Here is a 13,292-nt window from a genome sequence, read left to right as displayed (position 1 = left end):
TGTTAGGGTGGGACACCTTCTGATTTAATCCTTTATCCGGTAATACCGCTTTTTTCGGTCAGGTCGATTCCATCGCAACTTCCTGCTCATATTCGAGTGACTGATTCCAAATTCTTTGCGGACCTCTTCCCTATAACCAGTGAAAATAACATTTCCTTCGTATAGCACTTCTACCTGAACATTTGCCATGTTGGGAGTGGGATACTCGTTGCCTCCCTTGAGTCGTTCCCACTCCGCTCTTATGTTTGGGTTCGTTTCAAAATCCGGATGTTCGGCTAAAGCAACTAAACGATAGAGTTCCTCACGCCGTCGCTTACGATTTTCCTTTTCTATCGATTTTCTCCCCCTTTAATTTCTTATACAATCGCTGAGCCTCATCCCACAATTCATCAGTTGTCGCTTGAATAAAACTATTGCCAAAATAATCCGCGGGGACTTTTTTTTCTGAAATTAGCCAGTGGCGGTATAGCAACATAAATGTTCGAAATTTTGCTTCAGCACCTTTCCCCTCAGTATCACCAGTCTCTTCTACGTACCCAATCATAGAATCCAAAGGAAACTCCATTAGCTTCTGCTGCTCTTTGGGCAAGAGATTATGAATTAATTTGACCGGCTTACTAAAATCCCTCTTCTCTGTCTGAGACATTTAAGAATCTCCTCCGATCTTCTTCGGTCACTTTCGGCTTATTCGTAGAATAATCGATTGGTTCGGTCGCCCATTCCGGCAATGTTTCATTTCTCGTAAATATTTGTTGTTTCCGAACAGCTTGATTGTTGGGCTGTTTGTCCTTCTTCGCCCACGCTCTGATTGTGGCTAAATAATTCTTGTAAGACTTTCCTGTGACTTCACAGTATTCAGAAACTCGATCGATTCTTTGATCCCAATCGTTTGGAAATTCAGATTTGAGCTTTTCCATTTGGTCATCACTCAAGAGAACATTTTTATATTCACCGTATTTATGACGGACTGGCTTTTTTTTCTTTCTCTTTATCTCTTTATCTATCTCTATATCTTTCTCTAACTCTATCTCTATCTCTGGTGGATTTTTGTCCGGACATTTGTCCGACATTTGTCCATTGGTTGACAAAGCTTGTTTTTCCAACTCTATTCGTTGTCTGTATCCTCTTTTTCTGTCAGCTTCTGTTGACGATTCACCAATAAAATTCTGAATGTCCGCTAGATAGATCGCTCCATTGTCCAAAACCTCTATCAATCTGAGATCACTGAAAACTTGTATTCCTTTTTCAACATCTCCAACTGAGTGCCTTGTTACCTGAGCCAACATTGTAGAGTTAAAGGGGATTTTATCGTTAAACATTAATCTTCCTTGATATTTCAGACTTCTTAGATATAGCTTTAACAAAATATTTGAATAGATATATCCGTCAGGCATACTTTCCAAAATAATCATTTCGTCACTATCAAAAAAGTTATCCTTTAATTTCAAGTAATAATATTTTTTGTTATCCGCCATGCCTCAACCCTCTATAGCTTTCTTGAAAATTTCTTCTGTTTCATATTCTTTATCAAATCGTAAGATCTGAGCATTGTTCATAATTCCAATCTTAATCAGCGCTTCCTTGTCCAAATAGACAGGCGTAATCAAAAATTCATTAATTAACTGGATTTCCCCAATCGCATGAGCGATATTGTGATGCACCCAGCACAAGCTTGCGAATGGGAATAATCGGTGATTTACCTTGTTCCTGTTTCGTTTACCCACTGCCTTCACGTGGTGAATCTGGGCATGTGGCTTCCCACATATACAGCACCTGCGGTACTTACAGCAATAATAAAAGAACTTCTCGTACTCTAATAAATAGCTATATCGTTTAGGAAGAGAAATTCCTTCGCTTAGGACATGTTCAATCAGAAACTCGACCCAAGTGTTCATTTCAGTCATTGATGCTTCAGCATGGCTGAATTCAATGCCCTGACCTTCTTTGTACAAGTCTTTCAACATTTGTTTTGCCTTGTGCAATGGCCATTCCTGATGCTTTGCGATATCTTTGATCAATGCGTGTGCCAAAGCATTTTGTCTTGCAGACTTTGGCTCATTATCAATCAACTTCACATCCGTAAGATTTTCTTTGTCTCGTGCAAGTAACTTTAAAAACTCTGGGTTGATTTCCTCTTCAAACTCAATCATTAATCGATTACCTTCGTGATAAATGACCTTGCCTAGCATTATTCGCTCACATTGACGACTTCAATTCCTAATTTGACAATTGTTTTATTTAGCAAAAAGAATTGATCGTCGGTTCCTTTTAGTTTTAAAGTTACGACCTTTCCGATACTCGAAGTTTCCTTTTCTTCAATTGGGCTTTCTTGGATTTCACCTGTATCCTTATCAATTGGTACCGAGGGAACGTGCTCTTTTTGTCTGACTACTTGAACGACTTCTTCTGCTTTGGCAAGACGAGCTTTTTGTTCTGCGACCACTTGGTCAATTTTCGACATGATGTCATCAACAGTAAGTCCCTGATCAAGTAGAATTACCCATGAAACAGGATCTAATTGAGCTGCTTTCGCATACCCCTCTACGATTCGTTTATTGACAGCTGCTTGTTGACGCTTCTCGACAATTCCGTTGATCGTTCCTGTGATTTCATCGATAATTGCTTTTTTCAACTCTCCTTTGGTTGTTGTATAAGCTCCCTTATTAGTCCATTTATCAGGGATTTGAATATCTTTTGGATCAACTCCGACAACGGCGCACAATTCATTAATTTTCGCTTGCACCTTTTCAAGACGTGCATCTCGTTCCGTTGATTCGAATTGTTTTAAACTTTCGGAAATACCCTCTTTAGCTTCTCCCATTTGATTGACATACCCTTTGATTTTCTTTTCAAAAGCTTCTAAGGGCGCTGAGTATTCGCTCTTTATTTCTTTGCGCTTGGTTTCAAGAAGCTTGATTTTGTCTGTCAAAGATTTTTGTGCATGCTTTGCACCTTCGATATCTCCCTCGGAAAAAACAAGGCTTTTGTAATGTTTAACAGTATTAGTAACGAGTTCAGTTAACTCAGCTTCATTTTTGATTTCAATCGCACTTGGTTTGAAATCAATCTGAATCTTTGTATCAGATTTGATTAATTCATTCATTTATCATTTCCCCCATGTAAAGTTTGTCGTTTGTGGTGCCGAAGTTGGTTTCTCAGTCACTTTTGCAGCTGTTTCGTTCTCCTTTAACTGCAACTCAGCTCTTTTGCCCATTGCTTTGACAGTGCCGATTACCTGTGCATACATATCAGGACTCACATCCTCCAATCGAGCAAAAGTATTGACACCTAAGACATTCGCCTCGATTTCTTCATACGGCTTATTAGTCAATTCCGCAACTCCGTTGGCATAAAACTTAAAGTAATCGAAAAAGACTTCTTGCTCGGACTTTTCTGGTTCATTCTCACCATCATTTAATGAATCCGAATCAATTCCATCATCGATCAGGTACATGCCCTGTAGCGCGTATTTACGAGCATATGAAGATGCCGATCCAGTCACTTGGCTATCATCCATTTTAGGTTTCGAATCAGCTTCTCGGGCGTAAGCTTCCACTTTTAGCGAATCCTTTCCATCAGTTAGTGTTGCAGTAGCTTTAATATAAAAGCGACCATCCATAAAAATAGGTATATCTGTCAAAGTCAGCAAAAGTCCATTGTTTAAATTATGTGGCTTTACTGCTTTCAAAATATCTTCTGCATTTCGGAAGTTGTATCCTCCAAAGTCGCTATAATTACTTTTTGGGACCTTTAATTCCGCTTGGATTTTTAGCAGTTTCTGATTAAAAGTCAGTTCTAATTCCCTCATAGCGGCACCGGCTTTCCTAGTTTTGATTTGCAATACTCCAACAGATCATCCTCATGGATGAATTGATCATCAATGGAATAGACTAGTTCACCTTGGAAAAGAGGATTTCCACGCCAATCAAACGCAATCGGATCCGGTTCATCAGTTGGCAACTGTTTTGCCCCTAGACTGTCAAATTGATCCATGTTACACTCTCCTTAAATACATTTTGTTTGTGACTCAATGCTTTGGTCGGCTGAGTCACTTTTTTTGTTTCATTCGTTCAATATGTTGTTTAGCTAAAATAGATGGCTTTTCAACCTCATACATGCGATCAGCAATGACTTTACCGATGCGCAAAGCTTCTGTTCTAGTCATACCGTCTCACCTTCCTTTTGCTTTTGTAATTAAGGAATACTCCATAGGGGCCAGTATCCGCACTTAGGAAAACCGGTCCTTTTTTTGCGGCAAGATTGATGTCCCCATCCACCGTTTCTAAATTGAGGAATACGGGTGTTTCTGTGATTCTCAGATACCAAATGCATAGCTTTTTAATCATGATGATCCTCCTAAAATTCGTTATTCCAAACGCCATACTTAATCGCAAATTCTTTAACAATTGCCAAGTAGATTTCCAACAAACGTTTGTCCTGTGCAATAACGTCTAAACGGCTTGTTTTATCTCGTTGTGACTTTGTGGCACCTTCTCCAGCCATTCGATTCCGTAGATTTGTCAAACGGATTTTTAAAGAAGAACCAGCGCGCCGATCAAGTTCTTGATAAATGTCAGATTGGATCTCCCGATAAGCATCGTATCCGCCTTGGGTTTTTGCAATCTGGTTGATCAATTGTCTAGAATCCTTCCGCCAATCAGTAGAATTAAGAGCAACGATCTCAGAGATACTATCTACTTTTGTCGAAAGACGCTTTGTTGCCATTTCTTGACTAGCGACAGCTTGGAACAGTCCGTTGAACATTTGCAGCTCTGGACTAAGTTTCGAAGTATCAAGTTGGTGCTGCGTATATTCTTTTTCGACTTGAATAAAATACTGTCTAGCCTGCTTTCCTTTCTCTGTTCGCTGAATCATTGAAACTTCTTTCGCCATGTCTAATTTCAGAGAATGGTTAATTTGCGGACGACCTCCAAAAGGTTTATCGGATTTTTCCGAGAAACTAACAAAATCGATATTTTCTTCAAATCCATATTTAATCATTCGCTTAAACCAATCCGTGTAGTTGTCCTTTACCTCTAAAAATCCATGCAATTCTCGACCGCTAACTAACTGATCATTGTTTGCATCAATTGTAACTTTGACTAACTCTTTCATTATTTCACCTCATGTTTATTTGGCGATTAAGCCTATTTTGATACTGCAGATTTTGGTATTGTTCAAGTTCACAACGAGACGCTACAAGTTGCCAATCGCTTATCAAGCCTCTTTTTTCATGGACAAGGTGTTGCAAGTTTGAATAGCTTCTGCAACTAACTTCTTGCTCAAAAGTATATGGACTATCAGTTGTTACATTTTTCTTGTTTTGCTTTTTCCTTGGCACAGTTACTCCCTCCAATAAGTTATTGAGAATTTTTAATTTCCCACTTCTTAACTTCGTCCAAATCATATTGCAAGACACCACGGAGCCTTCTACTAGGTAGTGGATCATCTTTTTGGTTAGTCCACCTCGAAACTGTAGCTAAGCTCACACCAAGATAGCTAGCTACGAATTTAGCTTTTTTCCAATCAACTTTGGTTTGTTTACTTTTAGGTTTCCCTTGAGTATTAATAATTTGAATAGGCTTTGCTTTGGAAATCTGCACTCCCATTCAATATCCTCCTCTCAAACTTTCAATTTTTTTCAATGTATTCTTTGATTCTTTCAATTTGATGCTTTGGTTCATCTCGACCGTTTAAGATACGAGAAAGATAACCTTCATTAATTTCTAACTTGTTTGCTAACCACGATCGTGTCTTACTTTTTAAAGCAAGAAAAACATCAACCTCTTTTTTTAAGGTCATTACCTCACACCCTACTCTTACGTCATTTTTCTTCACTTGATTCACCTCACTTACAGTTATTGGCAAGAATATTTACAAATTTTATTGCAAAAAAGTATTGTTTACAGTACAATATAAACATACAGAATAAACCTAATTCACACATTAATACTTGCTGGGGAGCGGTTTTAATGGGTTCTATTTAGTAATTTATTTTGTAAATATTCTTGCTTACGAGATAACTATAACCGCAAACAGTACTTTTGTCAAATTAATTTCAACTGTTTTCGATACTTTTTTTCTCGAAGTTAGCATGGAGGGCTTTAAATGACCTTGTTTGATCGCCTAAAAGAGCTTTCAAAAAAAAGGGGGAAAAACCTTAAGCAAGTCGCTTTAGAACTTGGTTATGGAGAGAATCTTTTTTATACTTGGAAAAAGAGTACTCCCAATGCAGATAAACTAAAAGAAGTAGCTGATTACTTCAACGTCACTACAGATTACCTATTGGGAAGAGATGATTCCAAAAAAGTAGAGTTAGATCCTGAGGAAGATGAACTAATCGTAATGTTCCGGAAAAATACCGCAGATATGGATTCAGAAGAAAAAAAAGAATTCAATGAATCCCTAGACAAACTTATGTCTGTAGCTAGAGATCTCTTCGAGAGAGATAAGAAAAAGAAGTAAGGACTGCTGCTTATGTATAATCACGAAACTTATGAGTACAGAGAGATTGATTATCTAGACTATAACTTATATTCCACGCATGCTTACGATTTACTAAATAGTATTTCAGATTGGGCACAAACGCCCATATCTGAAATTACCTATCTGACAATCATTGATTATTTTAGTAACAAATTTGATATTGGAGTCGTTTATTTTGATAACAAACCCTGCCCAATTAATTCTAAACACGATTTCATCCATCCTGAAGTAATTGAAGTAACCAAAGCCTTTAGTAAGAGAGTATCAGGCTTTACTGTCTCTAGTGCTTCGGGCTCACGATTTAAATTATTTCTTCGCAAATATAATAGCAAGCAACGTATGATTTTTACTCTTTTACATGAACTAGTTCATATATATTTTCATTGCTCAGATAGAGATTATATGCAGATATTTGCATCTGTGGATGTAGACAGGTTTTATCCAGATGAAATACTCCCCTTTGAAGATGAGGCAAACGTAATCGCATCGATTCTTTATCTAAACAATGAAAAATTGATTGAGTACCTAGATGAAGGTTTATCATTTGATCGAATTTTAGTTAAACACTGTATTAGTCGTAAAGCTCTACACAACAGAATAAATAATTACCTAATATATGATGTTGGTTTAAATCCAAAAGTAGCATTCTTTAACTATTTATTACCCTATAAAGATGAAGTATATGGTAACGATGGCATAACTCACCTGCAGTCACTAATGGCTATGAGTAAAAACAACTACCGATAAACGCAAAAATCCCCCACAGAAGCTGCACACTTCAAGGAGGAAATTTTTTTAACCTTACAAACACAATTTTACCAGAAAGGAGAAAACCATAAAAGTTTTTTGAAGATATTTCACAAATATCGCACGTTTATTGAAAGGGAAGTAAGATAGGAGGATTTTAACAAAATGAAAAAGATTACCGCTCTAATGTTTTCAGCAATGCTCACGCTTCCCCCACCCGTGATTACGAATGCTGCAACTGTCTCTTTAATTGATAGCAATGATCAGGTTAAGGAAATACAGATCCCGATTCCTGAGTTTAAAGAAGATCGTATATGGATATGGCAAGAAGACGATGGTTTGTTAACGAAAGCAGAATTACTAGACTATGTTGAATATGATGGGAATAAAAATGAGCTCGAACTCACAATTGAATCGCACTCAGTTTATGTGATTAAAGGTGAAAATTCGTATTACTATCATGATCTTAACAGAGTACTAAAAAAAGCAAACTTTGATGATCTTTACAGTTTTGATGAAGAATATGCAAAGCGACTTGGCTTCACTGCAGCTAACGGAAGCTCGCCTTTTATCGACATGATTAACTTAACACACGGTGGAGGAACTTATTATTCACTTACTGTGTCTAATGAGCATGGATCATCCTACTCCTTTCTACAAGTTCACAATAGGTGGGTTCCTGAACCTGAGACACCGGTAGAGCCTGAGCCCCCTGTTATTGATCCCGATCCCGAACCTGAGACACCGGTTGAACCGGAACCACCTATAGTGATCGATCCTGAACCAGAGCCTGAGCCTCCTATAGTAGAAGAACCTGAAAAACTACCAAATCTAAAATTTATTAATCAACGTAATAATTTTTCTGTAAAACCTTACTCAACAATTTCCATGAAGGAATTACAAGAACTTGTTGAATTTGACAACAATAAAAAGGACTTGGAATTTGTTATATTCTCGGATATGGTTTACGTTCCTAAAGATAGTAAAAATTATCATTTTGATCTAGATGAACTTTTAAAAACTAGCAAGGTTGATGACATAACAGTTTACACTGAAAAAGATGCTATTTCAAAAGGATTAACTTCCTCAGATGAAAATGGATCAGCAGTTTCATTAATCAATCGAAGCTTGCCTGGGAAGTATACTTTTGAAGTGAGCTATGATTTTAGTGAAGAAGAAGGAAGAAGAATCTCAGTTACAGGAGAAATACTAATAACTGGTCAAACGGTAAAAGATCGCGATCCAGACGACTCTACTGAACCCGATGATGTTACAAATGATGATAATAAATCAGCTAGTGGATCTAATAACGGTTCTATTAATGGCTCTAAAAATATAAACACAAACAAACAGACTAGAAGTAATTCGAAACAATCTAAGTTACCGGCTACAGGTTCCCAACAGTCAGCAACTATTTCCATTATTGGATTAGGAATTTTCGCTGCTGGTGCATACATCTTATTTAAGAAAAAGCAATTTAATAAATTAGATTAGCCTTCGGGCTTTTCTTCTTAACGCTAAAAGAACGTACATTCGAATTTCATAAAAACTTGTACTGTAAAATAATTGTTTAGTATCTTTAATATTAAAAAAAAATAATCTTGTATGAAAGGATTTAATTTCATATGGTCAAGAATAAAACCACATCCGGTGATGGGATATACCCTTACTATCTAAAAAATGGCAAATTAAGATACGAAGCCTATGCTTTTAATGGTGTTGATAAAGGCACAGGAAAACAATCAAAAAAGCACAAAAAAGGATTCCTTACTTATACAGATGCAAAAAAATGGAAAAGAGTTACTGAAGGTGAATTTGCGGATGAGGAATACATTCATCACAACCCGAGCAGAGTAAAAATCAAAGATTACCTAAATGAATGGTTAAATGTCTATAAACCTAACTTGAAATTGGGTGCAAAAATCAACTATAGGCAAACTATCGACTTTTATGTAATACCTTATATTGGAAATTATGTTTTAAGCGAATACAATACACGCATCCATCAAAAGTACATAAATTCACTTATGTGCGATAAGAATATCGGGAAAGACAAAAATGGCTTATCATTAGGTTCAGTCAAAAAAGTACATGACTTAATCTCTAGTGCCTTTAATCAGGCTGTAGTGTTGGGAATAATGAAAAATAATCCAGCAAAAGGTGTTTCGTTTCCAAAAAAGAAACAAGATGACACCCTACATTATTTCACCTACCAGGAAACAGAAATATTTTTGGAAGAAGCACGGAATCAGAAAGATCCTGCTTGGTATCCTATTTTTCTAACTATTTTCGATCAAGGTTTAAGAAAAGGCGAAACGCTAGGTTTGGAATGGAAAGATATCGACTTCAGCAAAAACGTTATGCATATACGTCGTACTCGAATTTTTGCAGCCGAAAACAAAAAGAAATGGACCTACGTAGTGGATGATCCTAAAACAATTTCTAGTATACGTGATCTTCCTATGACTAATAGGATGAAGCAAGCTCTCCTCTCCTATCGGAACTATGTAATAGGAATCTTTGGTCACTTGCCTTATACCGGTGAAAACCAGTTTATATTTCTCAAAACCGCTTATAACAACGAAATCGGTACGCCATTCCGTGGGCAAGCGATTAATCCAGCAATGAACAGAATAATTGAATCACAAGATCTCCCTAAAATAAAAGTACACGACGGTCGACATACCTATGCTGTGAGGCTCAGAGAAGCTGGTGTTAGCCTTGATGATATAGGAGAGCTTCTAGGACACACAGACGCCAAAACTACCCGCATATACGCTCATATAACCCCAGAAATAAAGGAGCGAGCTGTAGATAAGCTCGAAACATATCTAATATCTAAACAAAACGCTTTAGTTCACTAACTCCTATCAATCACCAAAACAATCACCATCTACTTTCACATTTATCGTTGTTACAATCACCAAATAGCCAAGAATACTATTTTATAAGCATTCTTGGCTATCGATAAACAAACAAATTAAATCGTTTTTTACTTTTGGTCGCCTACAATAAAGGTAAATTCGCACTCAGCAGCTTTTTTGCCATCCACTGTCGCTACCGCATCAGCAGTTCCAACGGAGCCTTTGATTTTGGTGATCTCAAAAACAAGTTTCATAGTATCTCCCGGAACAACTTTTTGACGGAATTTGGCTTTGTTGATGCCGCCGATATACGCCGTTCTACCTTGGAATTCCTCGGATTTCAAGATCAGGATCGATCCTGCTTGTGCCAATGTTTCTAAAATCAAGGCACCCGGCATTACTGGATTTCCCGGAAAATGACCTTGGAAAAAGTCTTCGTTGATAGTAACATTTTTCGTTGCGATAATCTTTTTGCCAGACTCGATTTCATCGACATAATCAATATATATAATTGGGTAGCGATTTGGAATCAAATCCATGACTTCTGTTTCAGTCAATAGTTTTTTCATGGTTTCCCTTCCTTGCTTAAGAATTTATTATAGTTTGATTATCAAAGTATCATAGTTCAGCGGAATTCGCAACTAAATATTTATTAAGAAAAAAATAGTTTGACAATCAAACAATTATGCTTAATAATTAGAAATCAAGATAGTTTGATTTACTATTTGTCATTATACGTATTTTATTATTGTTGAATTTATTAAGGAGTGGAATTATGAGTTTTTTAACCGGTAAAAAAGTTGTCGTCATGGGCGTTGCCAACAAACGCAGTATCGCTTGGGGCTGTGCACAAGCATTAAAAGCACAAGGAGCCGAAGTGATCTACACGTATCAAAACGACCGCATGAAGAAGCCTTTAGAGCGCTTATTGGAATCTGATGAATTTGTAGTGGAGTGTGACGTCGCTAATGACGAAAGCATTGCTGCCGCCTTTGATACAATCAAAGAATATGCTGGAGAGATCCATGGTGTCGTCCATGCCGTCGCTTATGCTAATAAAGAAGATCTTTCTGGCGACATTTTGAATATTTCTCGTGACGGTTATGCTTTGGCGCAAGACATCAGCAGTTATTCATTGATTGCCGTCACTAAATATGCCAAACCAATCTTAGCTGAAAATGCTGGAATCGTTACCCTTTCCTACTTAGGTGCCGAACGGGCAGTACCAAACTACAACATGATGGGTATTGCGAAAGCTGCTTTGGAATCAAGTGTTCGCTATTTAGCTGCCGAACTTTCACCGCAAAAGATCCGTGTCAATGCGATTTCAGCTGGCGCCATCAAGACGCTGGCAGTAACTGGTGTAAAAGACTATCAAAAACTGATCCAATTGTCAGAGGATCGAACACCAGATCATATTGGTGTAACGATCGAAGAAGTCGGCAATGCTTGTGCCTTCTTGATCAGTCCTTTATCAAGCGGGATTGTCGGCGAAGTGATTTTTGTTGATAAAGGCGTTCATTTATCTTAATCAATAATTGTCATAGAAAAGTCTGCTATTTGCCTACCCGTTGGCTGAGCAGGCTTTTTCTGAAAAAAACAGGTATTTCAGAAAACCTCCTTTGCATTTCTATTTTATCTTCGTTAAAATAGATGCAGTAAGACTTGGAGGGATTTTATGAAACAACTGCTACTCGCAGCTAGCACGACCGATTCAAGTGGTTCCAGCATTACTGAACCAGCAGCTGCTCAGCTCAATGCATTGCAAAAATGGTGGGCGTCCATCGACTGGGAATCGATCATTGGCCTACTGATTCAAAAAGCATTGATGTTGCTTTTTTTATGTATCCTATTCGGTATTTTATTGAAAATAAGCAATATGATCATCGATCGGATCTATCGTTCCTATGAAAAAAAAGCCAGTTTCAATGTGAGTCGAATCAACACGATCCATACCCTGATCCGCAATACGGTTCATTACACATTAGGCTTCTTTTTTGTCTATGCACTCCTTTCAACCATCGGCGTACCTGTAGGCTCGCTACTAGCCGGTGCCGGAGTCGTCGGTGTCGCCCTTGGTTTAGGCGCCCAAGGTTTTATGAACGACTTGATTACTGGCTTCTTTATTATTACCGAGCAACAAATCAATGTTGGTGATTACGTCCGCTTGACCAATCTGACGCTTGAAGGTACGGTGACGGCAGTCGGTATTCGGACTGTTCAATTAAAATCCGTTGATGGAACCGTTCATTATATCCCAAATCGTAACATCACGACCATCAGTAATACATCAAGAGCCAATATGCAAGTCGTGGTCGACGTACGAATCTTACCATCTGAAGGCTTAGATGAAATACGTGCCATCATTGAAGAAGTCAATGAACAGATTGCTCAGCAGCATGAAGAAGAGATTCAAACGGCCCCTACGGTCTTCGGTTTAGTGGATCTGGGGAACAACAACTTTGCAATTCGTACGACCATGTATGTGACCAACGGTACGCAATGGAAAATCAAAGAGGAATTTTTGGCCGCATCGATCGATGCTTTAACTGCCAAAGGCTATACGATCCCCAATGCGCCGATCGTCGGTATTTAAAAAAGGTTATCCCGAAGCTGGGATAACCTTTTTTCTATACCACATGCAGTTCATCTGTCATCTTTGGGGCATCTTCTTTAGAAATCAGCAAATAGCGTCTTTCAATTTCGTGCGCCAAATGATTGACGGATTTTAAAATCTCTTTGCGGGTGATAATCCCAACAAAGACATTGTCATCATCAACGATCGGCAAGAATGCTTGATCTACTAACAAATGCAGCATACTTTCCAACTCATCGTTTTCTTTGATGCAATTCACATTGACTTCCATGACATCTGCCACAGTCAGCCCTTCAATATTTTCCATACTGAAGCCAGTGAGATCCATCATGCGTTCTACGATGTTTGAGAGGCTGATTAAGCCGACTAAATGGTCCTCACTATCTAGTACAGGGATCTTTGAATAGCCCACTTTTGATAAAACAAGCAATGCGTGACTCAAAGGGTGGTTATAAAATACCGATGCCACATTTTCTGCCGGCACCAAGAAATTTTCTTGGTTCTCGAGTAATATTTTTTCTACGGTCTGTCCTATCAATCTAATTGCCTCCATTTCACAGCTACTCTTCTATTTTACTTGAAAATGAGAATAGAAAGTA

The 13,292-nt window shown here is 37.9% G+C and carries 17 protein-coding genes; 6 read left to right on the top strand and 11 right to left on the bottom strand.

Going from position 1 to position 13,292, the window contains the following annotated elements:
- Positions 1 to 313: 313 nt before the first annotated feature.
- The 9 genes from CXM95_RS08330 to CXM95_RS08280 all read right to left on the bottom strand — a co-directional run bounded on the left by CXM95_RS08330 (position 314) and on the right by CXM95_RS08280 (position 5,838).
- Complete coding sequence (locus tag CXM95_RS08330; RefSeq protein WP_101698991.1) at positions 314 to 646, bottom strand: hypothetical protein; 333 nt, start codon at positions 644 to 646, stop codon at positions 314 to 316.
- Positions 618 to 1,475 (bottom strand): phage replisome organizer N-terminal domain-containing protein, encoded by an 858-nt coding sequence (locus CXM95_RS08325; RefSeq protein ID WP_101698990.1) that lies wholly within the window; start codon positions 1,473 to 1,475, stop codon positions 618 to 620. The genes CXM95_RS08330 and CXM95_RS08325 overlap by 29 nt, the downstream gene beginning before the upstream one ends.
- A gap of 3 nt (positions 1,476 to 1,478) precedes the next feature.
- On the bottom strand, positions 1,479 to 2,150 hold the full coding sequence (locus tag CXM95_RS08320; protein ID WP_233499111.1) for a putative HNHc nuclease: 672 nt from the start codon (positions 2,148 to 2,150) through the stop codon (positions 1,479 to 1,481).
- Positions 2,151 to 2,188: 38 nt separating this feature from the next.
- Entirely contained in the window at positions 2,189 to 3,103 is a 915-nt protein-coding gene (locus CXM95_RS08315; RefSeq protein ID WP_101698988.1) for a DUF1351 domain-containing protein, read from the bottom strand.
- 3 nt (positions 3,104 to 3,106) lie between these two features.
- On the bottom strand, positions 3,107 to 3,808 hold the full coding sequence (locus tag CXM95_RS08310; RefSeq protein ID WP_101698987.1) for an ERF family protein: 702 nt from the start codon (positions 3,806 to 3,808) through the stop codon (positions 3,107 to 3,109).
- Positions 3,805 to 3,993 carry a hypothetical protein gene (locus tag CXM95_RS08305; protein WP_101698986.1) on the bottom strand — a complete coding sequence of 63 codons (189 nt, stop codon included), beginning with the start codon at positions 3,991 to 3,993 and terminating at the stop codon, positions 3,805 to 3,807. The genes CXM95_RS08310 and CXM95_RS08305 overlap by 4 nt, the downstream gene beginning before the upstream one ends.
- A 363-nt stretch (positions 3,994 to 4,356) precedes the next feature.
- Positions 4,357 to 5,115 carry an antA/AntB antirepressor family protein gene (locus CXM95_RS08295; RefSeq protein ID WP_101698984.1) on the bottom strand — a complete coding sequence of 253 codons (759 nt, stop codon included), beginning with the start codon at positions 5,113 to 5,115 and terminating at the stop codon, positions 4,357 to 4,359.
- A gap of 245 nt (positions 5,116 to 5,360) precedes the next feature.
- Complete coding sequence (locus CXM95_RS08285; RefSeq protein ID WP_233499110.1) at positions 5,361 to 5,609, bottom strand: helix-turn-helix domain-containing protein; 249 nt, start codon at positions 5,607 to 5,609, stop codon at positions 5,361 to 5,363.
- A 22-nt stretch (positions 5,610 to 5,631) separates the two neighbouring features.
- Positions 5,632 to 5,838 (bottom strand): XRE family transcriptional regulator, encoded by a 207-nt coding sequence (locus tag CXM95_RS08280; RefSeq protein WP_233499109.1) that lies wholly within the window; start codon positions 5,836 to 5,838, stop codon positions 5,632 to 5,634.
- Positions 5,839 to 6,108: 270 nt separating this feature from the next.
- On the opposite strand from CXM95_RS08280, the gene CXM95_RS08275 reads away from it, so the two are divergent.
- From CXM95_RS08275 to CXM95_RS08260, 4 genes are all read left to right on the top strand, one after another.
- Positions 6,109 to 6,465 carry a helix-turn-helix domain-containing protein gene (locus CXM95_RS08275; protein WP_101698981.1) on the top strand — a complete coding sequence of 119 codons (357 nt, stop codon included), beginning with the start codon at positions 6,109 to 6,111 and terminating at the stop codon, positions 6,463 to 6,465.
- Positions 6,466 to 6,477: 12 nt separating this feature from the next.
- A complete protein-coding gene (locus CXM95_RS08270; protein WP_101698980.1) occupies positions 6,478 to 7,233 on the top strand; it encodes an ImmA/IrrE family metallo-endopeptidase in 756 nt (251 codons plus the stop codon).
- A gap of 165 nt (positions 7,234 to 7,398) precedes the next feature.
- The gene (locus CXM95_RS08265; protein ID WP_101698979.1) at positions 7,399 to 8,727 is read left to right on the top strand and encodes an LPXTG cell wall anchor domain-containing protein; all 1,329 of its coding nucleotides are present in this window, start codon (positions 7,399 to 7,401) and stop codon (positions 8,725 to 8,727) included.
- A gap of 131 nt (positions 8,728 to 8,858) precedes the next feature.
- On the top strand, positions 8,859 to 10,097 hold the full coding sequence (locus CXM95_RS08260; protein ID WP_101698978.1) for a tyrosine-type recombinase/integrase: 1,239 nt from the start codon (positions 8,859 to 8,861) through the stop codon (positions 10,095 to 10,097).
- Between the two features lie 128 nt (positions 10,098 to 10,225).
- On the opposite strand, the gene fabZ is transcribed toward CXM95_RS08260, so the two are convergent.
- On the bottom strand, positions 10,226 to 10,666 hold the full coding sequence (gene fabZ / locus CXM95_RS08255) for a 3-hydroxyacyl-ACP dehydratase FabZ (RefSeq protein ID WP_005226178.1): 441 nt from the start codon (positions 10,664 to 10,666) through the stop codon (positions 10,226 to 10,228).
- Between the two features lie 206 nt (positions 10,667 to 10,872).
- Between fabZ and fabI the strand changes: the two genes are divergently transcribed.
- Entirely contained in the window at positions 10,873 to 11,628 is a 756-nt protein-coding gene (gene fabI, locus CXM95_RS08250) for an enoyl-ACP reductase FabI (protein ID WP_086299465.1), read from the top strand.
- Between the two features lie 147 nt (positions 11,629 to 11,775).
- Positions 11,776 to 12,693: a mechanosensitive ion channel family protein gene (locus CXM95_RS08245; RefSeq protein WP_005236101.1), complete on the top strand. Its 918-nt coding sequence runs from the start codon at positions 11,776 to 11,778 to the stop codon at positions 12,691 to 12,693.
- 34 nt (positions 12,694 to 12,727) lie between these two features.
- Here the strand turns inward: CXM95_RS08245 and cbpB are convergent, their stop codons facing one another.
- Positions 12,728 to 13,231, bottom strand: coding sequence for a cyclic-di-AMP-binding protein CbpB (gene cbpB, locus CXM95_RS08240; RefSeq protein ID WP_005226181.1), 504 nt, complete (start codon positions 13,229 to 13,231; stop codon positions 12,728 to 12,730).
- Positions 13,232 to 13,292: the final 61 nt, after the last annotated feature.

The sequence above is a fragment of the Enterococcus sp. CR-Ec1 genome (assembly GCF_002850555.1).
In the GTDB taxonomy this organism is placed as follows: Bacteria; Bacillota; Bacilli; order Lactobacillales; family Enterococcaceae; genus Enterococcus_D; species Enterococcus_D entomosocium.
Note: the sequence above shows the minus strand (reverse complement) of the source record. Positions and strands in the feature narration are given on the sequence as shown.